The sequence below is a fragment of the Actinacidiphila cocklensis genome, assembly GCF_907177275.1.
Lineage (GTDB): Bacteria > Actinomycetota > Actinomycetes > Streptomycetales > Streptomycetaceae > Actinacidiphila > Actinacidiphila cocklensis.
The window spans coordinates 33,850-50,538 of sequence record NZ_CAJSLV010000114.1; the positions used below are offsets into that span (position 1 = coordinate 33,850).

The 16,689-nt window shown below is 73.4% G+C and carries 15 protein-coding genes; 6 read left to right on the plus strand and 9 right to left on the minus strand.

Annotation, left to right across the window (positions count from 1 at the left end):
- Positions 1-147: 147 nt before the first annotated feature.
- From NFU81_RS37720 to NFU81_RS37730, 3 genes are all read left to right on the plus strand, one after another.
- Positions 148-1,896, plus strand: a complete 1,749-nt coding sequence (locus tag NFU81_RS37720) for a RecQ family ATP-dependent DNA helicase (RefSeq protein WP_251500829.1) — start codon at positions 148-150, stop codon at positions 1,894-1,896.
- A 40-nt stretch (positions 1,897-1,936) separates the two neighbouring features.
- The gene (locus NFU81_RS37725; protein ID WP_251500831.1) at positions 1,937-2,707 is read left to right on the plus strand and encodes an EI24 domain-containing protein; all 771 of its coding nucleotides are present in this window, start codon (positions 1,937-1,939) and stop codon (positions 2,705-2,707) included.
- Positions 2,708-2,827: 120 nt separating this feature from the next.
- On the plus strand, positions 2,828-3,262 hold the full coding sequence (locus NFU81_RS37730; RefSeq protein WP_251500834.1) for an ATP-binding protein: 435 nt from the start codon (positions 2,828-2,830) through the stop codon (positions 3,260-3,262).
- Positions 3,263-3,328: 66 nt separating this feature from the next.
- Here NFU81_RS37730 and NFU81_RS37735 read toward each other — a convergent pair whose 3' ends face one another.
- Positions 3,329-4,153: a preprotein translocase subunit SecD gene (locus tag NFU81_RS37735; protein ID WP_251500836.1), complete on the minus strand. Its 825-nt coding sequence runs from the start codon at positions 4,151-4,153 to the stop codon at positions 3,329-3,331.
- A 111-nt stretch (positions 4,154-4,264) separates the two neighbouring features.
- Here NFU81_RS37735 and NFU81_RS37740 point away from each other — a divergent pair, with 111 nt between their 5' ends.
- Positions 4,265-5,551 (plus strand): MFS transporter, encoded by a 1,287-nt coding sequence (locus NFU81_RS37740; RefSeq protein WP_251500838.1) that lies wholly within the window; start codon positions 4,265-4,267, stop codon positions 5,549-5,551.
- Positions 5,552-5,589: 38 nt separating this feature from the next.
- On the opposite strand, the gene eno is transcribed toward NFU81_RS37740, so the two are convergent.
- Positions 5,590-6,873 (minus strand): phosphopyruvate hydratase, encoded by a 1,284-nt coding sequence (eno, locus tag NFU81_RS37745; RefSeq protein WP_251500841.1) that lies wholly within the window; start codon positions 6,871-6,873, stop codon positions 5,590-5,592.
- 97 nt (positions 6,874-6,970) lie between these two features.
- Between eno and NFU81_RS37750 the strand changes: the two genes are divergently transcribed.
- Positions 6,971-7,834 carry a winged helix-turn-helix transcriptional regulator gene (locus NFU81_RS37750; RefSeq protein ID WP_251500844.1) on the plus strand — a complete coding sequence of 288 codons (864 nt, stop codon included), beginning with the start codon at positions 6,971-6,973 and terminating at the stop codon, positions 7,832-7,834.
- A gap of 130 nt (positions 7,835-7,964) precedes the next feature.
- Here NFU81_RS37750 and NFU81_RS37755 read toward each other — a convergent pair whose 3' ends face one another.
- Entirely contained in the window at positions 7,965-9,716 is a 1,752-nt protein-coding gene (locus NFU81_RS37755; protein WP_251500846.1) for a serine hydrolase domain-containing protein, read from the minus strand.
- A 241-nt stretch (positions 9,717-9,957) separates the two neighbouring features.
- On the opposite strand from NFU81_RS37755, the gene NFU81_RS37760 reads away from it, so the two are divergent.
- Positions 9,958-10,347, plus strand: coding sequence for a hypothetical protein (locus NFU81_RS37760; RefSeq protein WP_251500849.1), 390 nt, complete (start codon positions 9,958-9,960; stop codon positions 10,345-10,347).
- A gap of 34 nt (positions 10,348-10,381) precedes the next feature.
- On the opposite strand, the gene NFU81_RS37765 is transcribed toward NFU81_RS37760, so the two are convergent.
- The 6 genes from NFU81_RS37765 to NFU81_RS37790 all read right to left on the minus strand — a co-directional run bounded on the left by NFU81_RS37765 (position 10,382) and on the right by NFU81_RS37790 (position 16,481).
- Entirely contained in the window at positions 10,382-11,980 is a 1,599-nt protein-coding gene (locus NFU81_RS37765; RefSeq protein WP_251500854.1) for a fused response regulator/phosphatase, read from the minus strand.
- On the minus strand, positions 11,977-13,785 hold the full coding sequence (locus NFU81_RS37770; protein WP_251500857.1) for a hybrid sensor histidine kinase/response regulator: 1,809 nt from the start codon (positions 13,783-13,785) through the stop codon (positions 11,977-11,979). The genes NFU81_RS37765 and NFU81_RS37770 overlap by 4 nt, the downstream gene beginning before the upstream one ends.
- The gene (locus NFU81_RS37775; protein ID WP_308208374.1) at positions 13,782-14,849 is read right to left on the minus strand and encodes an ATP-binding SpoIIE family protein phosphatase; all 1,068 of its coding nucleotides are present in this window, start codon (positions 14,847-14,849) and stop codon (positions 13,782-13,784) included. The genes NFU81_RS37770 and NFU81_RS37775 overlap by 4 nt, the downstream gene beginning before the upstream one ends.
- Positions 14,837-15,178: an anti-sigma regulatory factor gene (locus tag NFU81_RS37780; protein WP_251501381.1), complete on the minus strand. Its 342-nt coding sequence runs from the start codon at positions 15,176-15,178 to the stop codon at positions 14,837-14,839. The genes NFU81_RS37775 and NFU81_RS37780 overlap by 13 nt, the downstream gene beginning before the upstream one ends.
- A gap of 83 nt (positions 15,179-15,261) precedes the next feature.
- Complete coding sequence (locus NFU81_RS37785) at positions 15,262-15,639, minus strand: STAS domain-containing protein (protein WP_251500860.1); 378 nt, start codon at positions 15,637-15,639, stop codon at positions 15,262-15,264.
- Positions 15,636-16,481, minus strand: coding sequence for an STAS domain-containing protein (locus tag NFU81_RS37790; protein WP_251500862.1), 846 nt, complete (start codon positions 16,479-16,481; stop codon positions 15,636-15,638). The genes NFU81_RS37785 and NFU81_RS37790 overlap by 4 nt, the downstream gene beginning before the upstream one ends.
- Positions 16,482-16,689: the final 208 nt, after the last annotated feature.

A 16,689-nucleotide genomic window follows, 5' to 3' on the forward strand; every position in this document is an offset into this window, starting at 1 on the left:
ACCTGGCGGTGACCACCCTACGCAGCCGGGGCGGCGTCCCCGCGCGGGGGTCCGCGGCGGCACGGCGGTTCCGGAGGCGATAACCGGGCGAGGCTGGGTAGTCGGCAGGCACACAGCAGTTCGACGCCCGGACCACCGAGGAGAAGAATGTTCGCACTCCCGTCCCGACGGCTGCGCGCCACCGCGCGCCGGGTCTTCGGCTGGCAGAAGCTGCGCCCGGCCCAACTGGCCGCGATGAAAGCGGTGATGAAGCGCCGCGACGTGATCGCCGTGATGCCGACGGGGGCGGGGAAGTCCGCGATCTACCAGGTGCCGGCGGCGCTGCTGGGCGGCCCCGCCGTGGTGGTCTCACCGCTGATCGCCCTGCAGCGCGACCAGATGCAGGGCCTGCTCGACTCCGGGGCACTGCGCGCCGCGGCGGTCAACTCGGCCCAGCGCCGCAGCGACAACGACAGCGCCTGGGAGAGGATCAGCGCCTCGTCGATCGACGTGGTCTTCCTCGCCCCCGAACAGCTCGCCAAGGACGAGGTGCTCGACCGGCTCGCCGCCGCGCGGCCCCGGCTGCTGGTGGTGGACGAAGCGCACTGCGTCTCGTCCTGGGGGCACGACTTCCGCCCGGACTACCTGCGGCTGCGCCACGCGCGGGAGCGGCTGGGCGATCCGCCGGTGCTCGCGCTGACCGCGAGCGCGGCGGCCCCGGTCCGCCGCGACATCGCCGAACGCCTGGGCATGGACGACCCGGTGGAGATCGTGGCCGGTTTCGACCGGCCGAACATCGCGCTCGAGGTGGCGGCCTTCCAGGACGAGGCCGCCAAGAACCGCTTCGTGGTGGAGCGGGCGGCCGTGGAGGAGAAGCCGGGGGTCGTGTACGCGACGACCCGCAGGGCTGCCGACACGCTGGCGCGGGAGCTGTGCGGCCTCGGTCTTGACGCGGAGAGCTACCACGCAGGCCGGACGTCCACCGACCGCGGCGACGTCCAGGACCGTTTCCTCGCCGGCGGCCTGGACGTGGTCGTGGCGACCTCGGCCTTCGGGATGGGCATCGACAAGGCGGACGTGCGGTTCGTCCTGCACGCGTCGGTTCCCGGGTCGCTGGACGCGTACTACCAGGAGATCGGCCGGGCGGGTCGCGACGGCGCCCCGGCCCGGGCGATCCTGGCCTACCGGCACAAGGACCTCGGCCTGCAGCGCTTCTTCGCCGCGGGGGCGCCGGACGCGGAGGTGCTGGCGCGGGTCGCCGAGCGGCTGCGCAAGGCCGGGGGGAAGGTGCGGGCGACCGCGCTGCGGACGGAGTGCGACCTGTCCGCGACCCGGCTGTCCGCCGCCCTGAACCTGCTGGAGGAGGCCGGGGCGGTCCGTACGGCACGCGACGGCAGCCGCTGGACCGGCGGCGGCGGTGGGGACGGGGTGGACGCCGCCGTCCATGCCGCGCTGGCCGTCGACGCCACCCACCGGAAGCTGGAGCAGTCGAGGGTCGACATGATGCGGGGGTACGCCGAGACCGTCGACTGCCGGCGCCGCTTCCTGCTCGGGTACTTCGGCGAGACCGCGGCCGGCTCCTGCGGGTCCTGCGACAACTGCGGCGGAAGGCCTTCCGGTCTGCCGGACGGCCGAGCCCTGCGGGCCGGCGCGGACGAGCCCGCCGCCCGAGGGCGCCGGGCGGGCCGCCGCAGGTCCGCCGGCGGCGGGCGCCCCGCCGGCCGTTCCGAGGCGGCGGCCCACCCCTACCGGCCCGGCGTCCGCGTGCGCCACGAGCAGTGGGGCGACGGCGAGGTGATGAGCGAGGGCGACGGCAAGGTCACCGTGCTGTTCTCCTCCGTCGGCTACCGCACCCTGTCGGTGGCGGTGGTGACGGACCGGCGCCTGCTCGCCCGGCTGCCGGAACCGGGACGCTGAGGCCCTCGGCGACCGCGGGCAGCGCCGTAGGATGCGCGCCATGGGCGATCTCGTGAAGGGCCTCGGGCTGCTGGCACGGGGGCAGCACTGGGCGCTGCGGCACAGGTCGGACTGGCGCTACGGGATGATCCCCGCCCTGATCACCCTGGTCGGCTACGTCGTCGCGCTGGTCGCCCTGGTGGTCTGGGCGGACGATCTCGCGAGCTGGGCGACCCCCTTCGCCGACGGCTGGACGTCCCCGTGGCGCGGCCTCTTCCGCGACCTGGTGACCGCGATGCTCGTCGGCGGCGGGCTGCTGCTCGCGGTGGTCTCCTTCACCGCGGTGACGCTGCTGGTGGGCCAGCCGTTCTACGAGTCGCTCGCCCAGCGGGTGGACGTCGCCGAGGGCAACGCCCCGCAGCCCCCCGAGCGTTCGCCGCTGCGGGAGCTGTGGATCGGGGTGCGGGACAGCGTGCGGGTGCTGCTGCTGGTCGCCGCCTTCGGCGCGGTCCTCTTCGCGCTGGGCTTCGTGCCCGCCGTCGGGCAGACCGTGGTGCCCGCGGTCGGCTTCTGCGTGTCCGGCTTCTTCCTCACCGCGGAGCTGTGCGCGGTGTCCATGCAGCGACGTGACGTCGAACTGTGCGAGCGCCTGCGGCTGATGCGCGGCCGGCCGCTGCTGGTCCTCGGCTTCGGGGTGCCCCTGGTGCTGTCCTTCCTCGTGCCGTTCGCGGCGGTCGTGCTGATGCCGGGCGCGGTCGCCGGCGCGACGCTGCTCACCCGCGAGCTGCTGCCCGCCGCCCCGCCCGGATCCGCCGGCACGCCCGGCGACTGACCCGGCAGCAGGTTCCGCACGCCGGACGTCTCATGCTCCGGAGAGCGGGCAGGGATACAGCGTGGCCCGTGCGCCTGGGCGAGCGGGCGCTGCTCGGCATCCGGAGAGGGGAGCGTGGCGATGGGCGAAGGATCGCTGAAGGCCGTGGGATGGGCGCAGTCCTTCCCGATCTCCGGCGGAGTGCAGTCGGGCAGGCAGTGGGCACGCCGGCACCTGAAGACGCTGAAGTGGACGCAGGACGCCCCGGAGACCGTCGACGCGATCGTCCTGACGGTCTCTGAACTGATCACCAACGCGCACATCCACGCCCACAGCGGTGCGCAGCTGGTCATGGCCTGGGACAGCCGGTGCCTGCACGTCAGCGTCCACGACTCCGACAGCGGCGAACCGGCCTCACCCTCGCAGGACCCGGACCGCACCTCGGGAAGGGGCCTGATGCTGATGGACGCGCTCGCCGACAGCTGGGAGACCCGGCACCAGGCGGACGGCAAGACCGTGACGGCCTGCTTCATCCCGCCGGACCACCCCGACCCGCACGAGTCCGGCACGCGGTGAGCGGACACCCCTGCGCGGAACCGTGCCCGGACGCGGCGCCCGGCCCCGGCAGGGTTCGCGGGGGATTCAGCCGTTGCCGTCGGCGGTGAGTTGTACCGGCAGCGCCCCGCTGGAGATCGCGGCGGCGAGGTCCTGCGCGCCTTCCTTCGTGTAGCTTCCGCTGATCTGGGCCTTGCCGCCGGTGATTGCGGACACGACCGAGGGCGCGGAGATCACCTCTGCGTCGACCACGATGGCGAACTGGTTCGTCGGCGGGGTGTGCTGGGCCAGGGTGCCGGTGACGGCGGCGAACGTCTTGCTGCCCGCGGGGCTGAACGCGAGGTCGACGAGCCATCCGGCGCCGGTCACGGAGTCGAACTCCGCCGTCGCGCTCTCCACCTTCGCGCCGTCGAGGGCGGTCGGCCCGAGCAGGTACTTCTGCTCCTTCACCCCGTCGCAGGCCACGGTCGGACGTGCCGGCAGCGACGGAGTCGCCCGCGTCGTCCGGCTGCAGTCCATGGAGTCGTAGGCCTGCTTGAGCCCGTTCTGCCCGGCGGTGGCCGGGTCGAGCACAGGCCGGAACTCCAGCAGGGCCGTGGTCGTCATCCGCCGCAGCCGGTCGGCGTTGCCGTGCGGCGCCGTGATGGTGACCACGGTGCCGTCGACCCGCACGTCGGTGTCCTTGAGCCCGAGGGCGGCGGCGCGTTCGCGCACCCGGTCGGCGGTCACCCGCATGTCCTCGTCGGTCGGCGTGCCGGAGCCGGCCAGGCTCGCGGTGTACGCCGCGGTGGTGCGCGCCGACGCGTTCTTCTCTTCGGCGCCACCGGAGTCGGAGCAGCCCGAGACGGCGGACGCGAGGGCGAGCACGACGACGGCGAACGCGGCGGAATACGCCTTGCGGTGAGGAAGCATGAACCCAGTGTGGCGTGTTCCTCCCCGCCGGGTGATATTGCCGTGCCCTGAGGCCCTTTCACGTGCCAGGATGCGCCGCGTCGTGATGTCGGCACCTTCGTGGAGCTGCTCTTGCCCGGCAATCGCCGCCCGTTCACCGCCGTGCTCGCCGCCAACGTCGTCTCCATCACCGGGAACGCGCTCACCGGGATGGGCGTGCCGTGGTTCGTGCTGCAGAGCACCGGGAGTGCGGCCGAAGCCGGGTTCGTCGCGCTCTGCACGATGCTGCCCGTCGTGCTGTCCGCCGTAGCCGGCGGTCCCGTCATCGACCTGATAGGGCGTCGGCGGGTCGGCATCGCGTCCGACCTGGTCTGCGGGGCGGCCGTCGCCGCGGTTCCGCTGCTGGAGTTCGCCGGGGTGCTGCGGTTCTGGATGCTGTGCGGGCTGATGGCCGTCACCGGGCTGTGCCACGCCCCGGGCGAGACGGCCCGCGGCGTGCTGCTGCCCACGCTCGCCGGCTCCGCCGGGATGCCGCTGGCCAAGGCGGCCGCGTGGTACGACGGCGCCGCACGCTGTGCGGGGATGATCGGATCGGCGGTCGGCGGCGTGCTCATCGCCCTCCTGGGAGCGCAGAACGTCCTGCTGCTGGACGCCGCGACCTTCGCCGTGTCCGCCTCCCTGCTCGCGTTCGGCCTGCGCGGCCTGGCCGAGGCCCAGCCGCGGAAGCGGTCGGTACCGGCGCTGCCGCGCACGTACCGCCGAGAGCTGGGCGAGGGCTACCGCTATGTGCTCGCCACGCCGCTTCTCCTCGGCATCTGCCTCATGACCCTCGTCACGAAGGGCCTCGACCAGGGCTGGAGCGCGGTGCTCCTCCCCGTCCACGTCCGCGAGGATCTGGGCGGGTCCGCCGACCTGGGCCTGCTCAACGCGCTGTTCTCCGCGAGCGCGCTCACGGGTGCACTGGTCTACGGTGCCGTGGCCGGGCGCTTGAGGCGGTGGCCGGTGTTCACCGTCGCCTTCCTGGTCGGCGGCATGCCCCGCTTCCTGGTCGCCGCCCTCACCGGTACCGTCGCGCCGCTGGCCGTGACGATGGCGATCGAGGGCCTCGCCTTCGGGGTCCTCAACCCCATAATGGCCACGGTGATGTACGAGACCGTGCCCGAGGAGCTGCGCAGCCGCGTGCTGAGCGTGACGACCGCCTCGGTCCTGATGGTCACCCCGCTGGGCGGGCTCGCCGCGGGCTTCTTCGCCGACTCGGCCGGTGTGCCCGGCACGATGCTGGTTGCCGGCGGGGTGTACCTCCTGGCCACGCTCAGCCCGGTGGTCTTCCCCGCATGGCGGCAGATGGACGCCCCCGGCCCCGCCGCGGCCGGGCGGCAGGGCCTGGTGCCGCGGGAGCCGGGGCCGGAGCCGGGGTAGCCGGGCGGCCCCGGTGCGCCGCCGCGGACGAGCCGGTGTCAGCGGCGCAGGCCGAGGGCCGCGGGACCCGCGTAGCGGGCCTGGGAGCCGAGTTCCTCCTCGATGCGGACGAGCTGGTTGTACTTGGCGGTGCGGTCGGAGCGGGACAGGGAGCCGGTCTTGATCTGGCCGCATCCGGTGGCGACGGCGAGGTCGGCGATGGTGGTGTCCTCGGTCTCGCCCGAGCGGTGGGACATGACGACCGTGTAGCCCGCGCGGTGGGCGGTGGCCACCGTGGCCAGCGTCTCCGTCAGGGTGCCGATCTGGTTGACCTTCACCAGGATCGAGTTGGCGATGCCGTCGCGGATTCCGGCGCTCAGCAGCGCCTCGTTGGTGCAGAAGACGTCGTCGCCGGTGAGCTGGCAGCGCGCGCCCAGCCGTGCGGTCAGGTCGCGCCAGCCCTCGTGGTCGTCCTCGGCCATCGGGTCCTCGATGGAGGCGACGGGGAAGCGGTCGACGAGCATGGCGAGGTAGTCGGCGTGTTCCCCAGGGGTACGGCGGACGCCCTCGCCGGCGTAGTCGTACACGCCGTCGCGGAAGAACTCCGAGGTGGCCGGGTCCATGACGAGGGTGATGTCGGTGCCGGGCTTGTAGCCGGTCTGCTCGACGGCGCGGACGACGAAGTCGAGGGCCTCCTCGGCGGTCCGCAGGTCGGGGGCGAAGCCGCCCTCGTCGCCGACGTTCACGTTGTGGCCGGCGGCGAGCAGGCCGGCGCGCAGGGTGTGGAAGACCTCCGAGCCCATGCGGACCGCCTCGGCGAAGCTGGCCGCCCCGATGGGGGCGATCATGAACTCCTGGAAGTCCAGCGGATTGTCGGCGTGGGCGCCGCCGTTGACGATGTTCATCATCGGGATCGGGAGCACCCGGGCGTCGACGCCGCCGACGTAGCGGTACAGCGGCAGCCGGTGGGCGGCCGCGGCGGCCTTGGCGGTGGCCAGCGAGACGCCCAGCAGGGCGTTGGCGCCGAGCCGGGACTTGGTGTCGGTGCCGTCCAGTTCGATCATCGTGTGGTCGACGGTCGCCTGGTCCTCGGCGGCCAGCCCCGTCACGGCGTCCGCGATGCTCTCGTTCACCGCGTCGACCGCCCGCCGAACTCCCTTGCCGTGGTAGCGGGTCGGGTCGCCGTCGCGGAGCTCCACTGCCTCGCGGGCTCCGGTGGAGGCGCCGGACGGCACGGCCGCGCGGCCCAGCGAGCCGTCGGCGAGCTCTACGTCGACCTCGACGGTGGGGTTGCCCCGGCTGTCGATGATCTCCCGTGCGACGACCCGGCTGATGGCGGTCACGGTGCAACTCCTCGCGCTGGGCCCGCGTGGCGGCGGGCGTAGGTTAAGTTCCATAAGGAAACAAAGTGAGTCCCGAAAAGGAACCTACTATGGGCGCATGAGAATGCACAACGCGGACGAGAGCTGCGGGATCGCGCAGGCCGCCCTGGTCCTGGGGGACTGGTGGAACGTCCTGGTGCTGCGGGAGATCGCCCGCGGCCACGTCCGCTTCGACGCGCTGGCCGCTGAGATCGGCCTGTCCCGCAAGGTGCTCACCGAGCGGCTCGGCCGGCTCGTCGGGAGCGGGGTGCTGCGGCGCAGCCTCTACCAGCGGCGCCCGGTGCGCTACGAGTACCTGCTCACCGACGCGGGGGACGCGCTGCTGCCCCTCCTGGCCGCCATGCAGGACTGGGGCGACCGGTGGGTGCTCGGTGACGGCAGCCTCACCGCGACGGCGGTCGAGGACGGGGCCGAACACGCCCGCGTCCACGCCCTGGTCGGCACCCGGCTGCCCGACGGCCTCGAACTGCCCGGCGCGCAGGGCGAGATGCTGCCCGTGGTCGCCCCGGGCGCCGCCGCGACCGTGCTGTTCACCTATCCCGGCACCGGAGTCGAGTGGGGCGCTGTCCCCGGGGCGGCGGGCTGCACCCTGGAGAACCGGCTGTTCCGCGACGCCTGGCCGGACTTCCGGCGGGCCGGCGTGGACCTGCGCGGGGTCAGTACGCAACTCGTCTCGGAGCAGGCGGAGTTCGCCCGCGCCGAGGACATCCCTTACCCGCTCCTGTCCGACGCCGACCACCACCTGGTCGCGGCCCTGCGACTGCCCGCCTTCCGGGGCGCAGGCCGGCTGCGCCACAAACGCCTCGCCCTGGTCGTCGACGCCGAACGGACCGTACGGCACGCGCTCTTCCCCGTCGACGACATCCCGCACGCGGTCACCGAGACCCTGCGCCTGGCGGAGGAGCGTGCCCGCCCGGCCTGACCGCCCCGCCGCCGCGACCGCAGCCCCGCGAGCACCGAGGTGCTCATCTCGGGATCGCTCGCCTCCTCCGGCATTTTCGAGAGCAGGTACCTGTACCTCGCCCGCAGCACTTCCTGGCGGTCGCGCCGCGTCAGTCGCGCGGGGGCGGGAGGAGGTGCCAGGCGCCGGCCGGGGTGGGGGAGGCCGGCAGGGGGTGGTGGAGGGAGGTCAGGGACAGGTGGGCCAGGGTGATGCCGCGGCCCTCGTAGACCGGGTCGGTGGTGTAGCGCCAGCGCAGCTGGAGGGCGCCGGACGGCTGCGGGACCTGCGTGTGGACGTGCCACCAGGCGCGGACGGCCTGGCCGGACAGGGAGGTCGGCGTGCCGGCCGGGGCGCCCGGGCCGGTGGCGGTCAGCGGCAGGGCGTGCCAGGTCGCGCCGCCGTCCGTGGAGTCCTCGACGACGAGCGGATCGGTGGACTCGCTGTTGACGAAGGCGGAGAAGTCGACGTCGACCGGGGCGGTCGCGGTGAGCGGGCCGGTGGTCAGGGTGCTGGTGGTGGCGCCGCCCTGGCCGGAGTACCAGAGCGGGCCGCCGCCGGGCGCCGCCACCCGCATCGCCTGCGACATCGCCACGCCGATGGCCCGGCGCGGCGGGTTGGTCGAGGGGGTGGTGCGGGTGGGGTGCACCCGGTTGCTCAGCAGGATGACGAAGGACCGCGACTGCGGGTCGATGACCAGCGAGGTGCCGGTGTAGCCGGTGTGCCCCAGGGTCTGCGGGCCGGAGAGGCCGCCCATGTACCAGATCTGGTCGAGCTCGAAGCCCAGGCCGTGCGAGTCGCCGGGGAACGCCTGGTTGAAGTTCTGCTCCATCAGCCGGACGCTGTTCCCACCGAGGATGCGGTGGCCCTTGTACGTACCGCCGTTGAGGATCGTCTGGGCCAGGACCGCGAGGTCGTCGACGGTGGAGAAGACGCCCGCGTGGCCGGCCACGCCGCCCAGCGCCCAGGAGTTCTCGTCGTGCACCTGGCCCCGGACCATCCCGCGTGCGGGGCTGGTCTGGTACTCGGTGGCGGCGATCCGGGGGAGCTTGTCGGCCGGCGGGTTGTAGCCGGTGTCGGTCATGTGCAGCGGCGTGGTGATGCCGTCGCGGACCAGGGCGTCCAGCGGCTTTCCGGTCACCTTCTCCAGGACCAGTTGCATGCTGAGCATGTTGAGGTCGGAGTAGAGGTACGTGCTGCCCGGCGGGTTGATCGGCACGGCGTCGAGGACGGCCTTCTCACGCGCGGGGACGTCGGAGTACCCCTGCCACAGCGAGGGGACCGGGTCCGCGTCGAACCCCGAGGTGTGGGTGAGGAGTTGCTCGACGGTGATGTCGCCCTTGCCGCCCGTGGCGAACTCCGGGATGTAGTGCGCCACGGGCGTGCCGAGGTCGATCCGCCCGGCTTCGAGCTGCTGCATGGCCACGATCGAGGTGAACAGCTTCGACAGCGAGGCCAGGTCGTAGATGGTGTCGGTACGGGCCGGGACCCACTGGTCGGGGGGCAGCTCGTCGGCGGCGTCGGCGTACTTCACCGCGTAGCCTCCCGCGCCGCGTTCGACCACGACACCGTCGTGGGCCATCAGCGTGGTGGCACCGGGGAAGAGGTAGCCGGTGCCGGCGGCCGGGTCCTCCCAGCCGGCCATCCGGCGCTCGAAGGCGTCGATGGGCGCCGCGTCGAGCCCCGCGTCGCCCGGGGTCCCCGGGCGGAGCACGGTGCCGGCCGGCGCGAAGCCGGTGTACGGCCGGTCGAACCGGCCGCCGTCCGCGTGCCGCCCCGCCGGGTCCGCGGCGGCGCCGCCGGCCAGCGAGAGGGTCAGCGACGTGATCAGCGCAACGGTCGCCGTCAGTGCAGGAATCCGCATGGGAACCTCGTCCGTTGGGGCCGTCGCACGGGGCCGGGGGCGGCGGCGGGGGAGGGACGCAGAAGCGTGGTCACCAGGTGGTGATCGACGTCGGTAAGTTACTGACCCGCTGTGCAGCGGTCAACCATCCCACCCGGCTCAACACCCCCACGGCCAACGCTTCCTGAGGCACCCTCGGGGCCGGAGCCGTGCCCGGGACCGGCTATAGTCCCGGGCACACCGAGTCCAGGGGAGGGACGCAGTGCATCCGCTCGCGTTGGAGCAGGGGTTCAGGAGCCGTTCCGACCGGTTGCGGGCATGGGGCGTCGGCCTGCTGGCCGTGGCGGGGCTGCTGTGGGTGTACGCGGCCTGGAGCATGTTCGTGCCGTACACCGACCACCACTGGGACAAGGGCTGCACCGCCCCCGCCTTCGCCGACCGCAAGGACCTCTACGTCGACGACGGCCTGCCCGACGGCGACCGGCAGGACCACCTGGAAAGGTGCGCCGCCTCCCGCGACTGGCCCGGACCGGTGAGCGCCCTGGTCCTGTCCACCCCGCTGGGCGTCGGCGGTGCCCTGCTCTACGCGATGGGCGCGACCGCGGTCCGGCTGCGCGAGCACGACGAGTTGCGGGCACGGGCCGAGAGCTGAGCCGCGGGCCGCGTCACGCACCGGCCCGCGCCCGTCAGCGCAGGCGTGCCGTCATCAGCGCGACGTCGTCCCTGCCGTCCGGCGGGAAGTGGGCGAGGAGCAGTTCGCACACCTCCTCCGGGTCCTCCGCGGCGCCGGTGAGCACGTCCGCCATCCGCTGCATCGCCTCGTCGAGGTCGCCGTCGCGCCGCTCCAGCAGGCCGTCGGTGACCATGACCAGCTGGGTGCCGGGGCCGACGAGGACGCGTACCGCCGGCGGATGGGTCAGGTCCAGCCCGAGCATGGGGCCGTGCTCCGTCACGAAGTACGTCTTCTCGCCCCGGTTGCGTACGGCCAGCGGCAGGTGCCCGGCGTTGGCCACCTGGACGGCACCCCCGGACTCCTCGACGAGGGCCACGCAGAGCGTCGCGCCCACCGGCGAGTCGACCTGCCGCAGCAGCCGCTCCAGGTGGGAGAGGATGACGGCGGGGCCGTGCCCTTCGAGGGCGTAGGCGCGCAGCGCGTGCCGGATCTCGCCCATCACGATGGCCGCGTCCAGGGAGTGGCCTGCGACGTCGCCCACGGCGAGCAGCAGCCCGTCGGGGACCGGCAGCGCCTCGTAGAAGTCGCCGCCGATCTCCGCGGTCTGGCTGGCCGGGAGGTAGCGCACCGCCAGGTCGGCGAGCGAAGTGGCGGGCAGCGAGGCGGGCAGGAAGGTGCGCTGCAGCGTCAGGGCCAGGGTGTGCTCCTCCCGGTAGGAGCGCAGCGCCTCCAGCGACAGCGCGCAGGCGTGCGCCAGCTGGGTCAGCACCTCGTAGTCGTCGTCGCCCAGCGCGTCCTGCGGCAGGACGACGCCCGCCGCGGAGCCGGTGCCCTTGACCCGCGCAGAGGCGATGGCGAGCGCCCGGGTGCCGCCGGTCAGCGGGTCGCGGCCGGCCAGCCCGCCGGCCGGCACCACCTCCATCCGCACGCCCGCGTCGTCGCGGGACTGCAGCCGCAGCACCGCCCGGGCGAAGCGTTCCGGCGGCTCGGCGACGGCTGCCGCCGTACCGCCCTGCGTCCCGATCATCTGCACCAGGCCGTCCTCGGCGGTGCGGACCACCACGAGCGCGTCGACGCCGAACAGCCGCCGCGCGCCGGCGGCGGCCCTGGCGGCCAGGTCGGCGACGTTCTCGGCGGAGTAGAAGTCGAGCGTGGCGCGGTTGAGTCCGCGCAGCCGGGTGGCGAGGGTCTCGGCCCGCTGCCGGGCCCGCGCGTAGCGGAGCACGGCGGCCACGGTGGCCAGCAGCTCGTTGGAGGCGACGGGTTCGGTCAGGTAGGCGTCCGCGCCCATGTTGAGGCCCTGCGCCCGGTCGGTGACGCTGATCGCCGAGGCCGACACGTGGATGATCGGCAGCGGCGCGGTCCTGGCGTCGGCCTTGATGATCTCGCAGACCTCGAAGCCGGTCATGTCGGGGAGCCGGATGTCGATCACCGCCAGCTCCGGCAGGTCCGTGCACTGCCGCAGCAGTTCGAGCGCGCTCACGCCGTCCTCGGCCTCCAGCACCTCGTGCCCCGCCCGGCGCAGGTAGGTGCCCAGCACGTAGCGGTTGGTGGGGTTGTCGTCCACCAGCAGTACCGTCGCGCCGGCGGCGCCGGGCAGGTCCACGCTCATCGCTCCTCCGTCCCGGCTCCGGCGGCGGCACGCCGGCCCAGCACGGGCGCCAGGACGTCGGCCAGCCGCGCCGCGGACAGATGCGTCTTGCCGAGCACGGCCTGCGCGTGCGCCAGCCGGGAGTTCTCCAGCCCCGACGGGTCGTTGGAGGTGAGGACGACCACCGGCAGCCGGCTCAGCCCGGGGTCGTCGGCAAGCCGGGCCAGCAGCTGGTAGCCGTCGGGCGGCGGCATGCTCAGGTCGAGCAGGACCGCGTCAGGCAGCCGGCGGCGTATCACCGCGACGGCCTCGGAGCTGTCACCGACCTCGACCACCTCGCGGGCCAGCTCGGCCAGGACCGGCCGGACCGTCGCACGGAAGACCGGGTCGTCGTCGACGACGACGAGGAGGTCCAGCTGCACGGGAGCCGCCGCAGGGTCTCCCCCCGGCGTCGCGGCATGCGGCCCCGCGGGGATCTCGACGACCACCCGGGTCCCCTCACCGGGGGTGCTGTCCAGCATCATCCGGCCGCCGAGGAGTTCGGTGAGCCGGCGGGCGTACGGCAGGCCGAGCCCGGTGCCCGAGTGCGCCCGCTGGTGCGGGCCGCGGACCTGGTAGAACTCCTCGAACACCCGGGCCTGCTCCTCGACGGGGATGCCGATGCCGGTGTCGGTGACGGTCAGCACGCACCACGGCCGGCCCGCCCGCTCGGCCCGCTCCACCCGCAGGACGACCTCGCCCTGTGCGGTGAACTTCAGGCTGTTGGACAGCACGTTGCGCAGGATCCGGGTGAGCATCACCTCGTCGGTGACGACCGGCTGCTGGGGAGCGTCGTCGGGAAAGACCAGCGACGCCCCGGGCTGGGCCGTGCCGCTGAGCGTGCCGCGCATCTGGTGCAGCAGCATCCGCAGGTCGACGGGCACCAGTTCGGGTTCCAGCCGCCCCGACTCGGCCTTGGCCACGTCGAGCAGTTCCTCGACCAGGGCCAGCATCGTGCTGCCCGCCGAGGCGATCATCTGGACCTGCTGGACCTGCTCGTCGGTGAGCGGCTCGGCGCCCGTGGCCAGCAGCAGCCTGGTCAGTCCGAGGACGCCGTTGACGGGGGAGCGCAGCTCATGGCTCACGTTCGCCCAGAAGCGGGTCTTCGCCTTGTTGAGCAGGCTGAGCTCCCGTGTCTTCTCCTCCAGTTCGGCGTACAGCGCCACCACCCCGCTGTTGGTGGCCTCCAGTTCGCTGGACAGTTCCGCGTACAGCGCCATGACGCCCTGGTTGGTCTCCTCCAGCTCCTGGTTGAGCCGCTGCAGTTCCTCCTGGTGGGCGCGGGCCTGCTGCAGCGCGGCCAGCAGGTCGTGGTTCTGGCTCCGCAACTCTTCACCCATGCTTACGTCACCCAGTCCCATCAGCTCCTCGCGTAGCCCGGCAGCCCGCTCGGCGAGGGGCTGAGACGTCTGGGGAACCGGCTGCCCGAGAATCACCTGGGAAAACGGGTTATCGTGCAGCTCACAGGTGTGCAGCAGCCGCCGCGCGGCGTCCAGCGCCCCCTCCGGCGGGCGCAGCGCGCCCGACCAGCCGAACACGGCGGTGATCCGCGGGCGCTCCCCGTCGACCAGCGCGAGCCGGCCGGTGAGCCCGCGGGCGCCCAGCAGGCTCCCGCCCACCTCGCCCACCACGGTGGCCAGCCGAACCGTCTCGGCTTCCGACATGCCCAGCCGGCGGCAGGCCTCCTGGACGTCCCTGCGCATCGCCAGCATCTTCCGGTCGCCCGTGACGGCCAGCGAGAGCAGGACCAGCGGATCGTCGCCGGAGGCCGCCGCGGCAGCGGTCACGAGGGCACCTTGACGACGACGACGCCGGCGTCGTCGCGCCGGGTGCCCGCCTGCCACAGCAGCTGGGCCGCGACGACCGCAGGGACCTGCGCCGTCAGCCCGGGGAACTGCGCGGGCTGCCAGCGGCTGTTGAGCCCGTCGGAGTGCAGCACCACCGCGTCACCGGGGGGAAGGGCGGCGCTGAAGGTCCGCGGGCGGCTCATGTTGTGCCCGACGATGCCCGGCATGGACATCAGGGTCTGCCGGGACTCGGCGCCCAGGACGAAAGCGGCGATGTTCCCCACCCCGCACAGCGACACCCGCCGGGCCAGCGGGTCCAGCCGTGCCACCGCGACCGCGGCGCCTCGGGTGCCCTTGAGCCCGGTGTGGATGTCGGCGAGGATTCCGGCCGGCTCGGCCGCCCGGCTGTTGCGGAACGCGGTGCGCGCCTCGCCGGCCGCGCGCGCCGCGAGCGGGCCGTGGCCCAGCCCGTCGCACATCATCACCAGCAGGTGCGCGGCGCCCTCGGCGACCGGCTCCTCCCGTACCGCCCAGGTGTCGCCGCACTGCGTCTCGCCGCTGATGGGCCGGGTCAGGCCGCTGAACTGCGCGGCCGATCCCGATCCCGATCCCGGTTCCGGCGGCCGGCCGGCCGGCTGGGCGGAGAAGCGGGCGTACAGGCAGGTTCCGCGGCCCGGCAGGGTGTGGATGGCGAAGAAGTCGGCGAGCCGGCGGATGGCGCCGAGCCCGACGCCCAGCGTCCCGGCGGTGGACGAGCCGTCCCGCAGTGCCGCGCCGAGGTCGGCGATGCCGGGGCCGCTGTCGAGTGCCAGCACCTCGACCGCGGCCTGGTCGCCGAAGGCGGTGATCCGCAGGGCCAGCGCGCCGTCGTCGGCGTGCCGCTGGAGGTTGGTGGCCGCCTCGGTGACCACGAGGGCGAGGTCGGCGGCCCGGCCGTCGGCGAGCCCCACCCGGCGTGCCAGTCCTGCGGCCTCGCGCCGCCCGGCGGAGGCCAGCCCCTGGTCGACCCGCAGCCACAGCACCTCGCCGGCCTCGGCGGGCGACGCGGCGTTCACCGTGCCCACTTGACGACCACGACGTGCGTGCCCTTGCCCGGTTCCGAGACGAGGTCGAACTCGTCGGCCAGCCGGCGCGCGCCGCTCAGTCCCAGCCCCATGCCCTTGCCCGAGGACCAGCCGTCGGTCAGTGCGAGCTCCAGGTCGGGGATGCCCGGTCCCTCGTCGCGGAACACCACCTTCACCCCGGTGCGCCCGTCCCGGGTGACGATGCTCATCCGCATGCTCCCGCCGCCGCCGTAGGTCAGGGTGTTGCGGGCCAGCTCGCTGGCCGCGGTGACCAGCTTCGTCTGGTCGACGAGCGAGAGCCGGGCCTGCTGCGCGAGCGCGCGGACCATCTGCCGCGCCTTGACCACGTCGGCGTTGGCGACGATGGGTGACTCTTCTGCCGCCGATTCCTCGACCGGCTCGACGCCGGAGCTCACCGGCCGACCGGGCCCTGGTCCCTGGCCCGGCGCAGCGCGCCGATCCCCTGCTCCAGGTTGAGCGCGGTGCGCACACCGCCCAGCGACAGCCCCAGTTCCACCAGCGTCATCGCCACCGCGGGCCGCATGCCCACCACGACGGTGTCGGCGCCCAGGACGCGGGAGATGGCCGCGATGGTGGCCAGCATCCGGCCGACGAAGGAGTCCACGATCTCCAGCGCCGAGATGTCGATCACGACGCCGTGGGCACCGGTGTCGACGATCCGCTGCGACAGGTCCTCCTGCAGGTCCATGACCATCTGGTCCTCCAGGTCGACCTGGATGGACACCAGCAGGACGTCCCCGATCTTGAGTACCGGTACCCGGTCGGTCACGCCTGCCCGCCGATCCCGGCCGGGACCCTGGTCTGCTCGATCCGGTGCAGCGCGTGCCGCAGCGCGTCGGCGAGCGTCGCCTTGGTGGTGATGTCGCCGAACTCGATGCCCAGCGCGACGATGGTCTGCGCGATCTGCGGCCGGATGCCGGAGATGGTGCACTCCGCGCCCATCATCCGGGCGGCCACCACGGTCTTGAGCAGGTGCTGGGCGACCTGGGTGTCCACCGAAGGGACGCCGGTGATGTCCACGATCGCGTGGGTGGCGTTCTGGTCGAGCAGCGACTGCAGCAGCTTCTCCATCACCACCTGGGTGCGAGCCGAGTCCAGCGTCCCGACCAGCGGAACGCCCACGATGCCGTCCCACAGCTTGACCACCGGGGTGGACAGTTCGAGCAGCTGCTCGGCCTGCGCGGAGATGATCTCCTCGCGGGTCTTGGCGTGCACCTCGACGGTGTAGAGCCCGAGGTCGTCCAGGACCCGCGAGAACCGCACGAACGCGGCGACGTCGGCGGACTCGACGAGGGCCGGCTCCAGCACCTCCTTGAGCGCGAAGAGGCTGATCGCGGTCTCGGTCGGGCTGAAGCCCTGCCGGGCACGGTTGCGCGACAGCTCGGTCAGCAGGCTGCGCACCTCCCCGAACGCCTCGCCCCTGGTGGCCGTGCCGCCCTCCCGCACCGCGACGAGCAGCGCCCGGTACAGCTCGGTGAGGTCCTGCTGGACCTCAGCGGGCGTGAGCCGGCCGGCCAGCGACGATGTCACGGTGCGTATCCACCGTGCCACGAGGTCGTCCTGTCCGTCGGTCAGCAGGCTCAGCAGCCGGCCCGATTCGTCCTGCGCCATCGTGCACCTCTCTTGTCCTGCCGACGTCCGGGGGGAGCCTACGGCATGGCCTGCCGGCTCCCGGGTTCGCCGCTGACGGGACGGACCGGCAGGGCGCACCGCCCGTGACCCCCGAACCGCCGTGCGCCGCCGCACCGTCGGCACCACCGCGCGGCATGACGCGGCATCGCTGTGGCGTGAATCCGTGTAACAGCGGCTTACCCAGGGA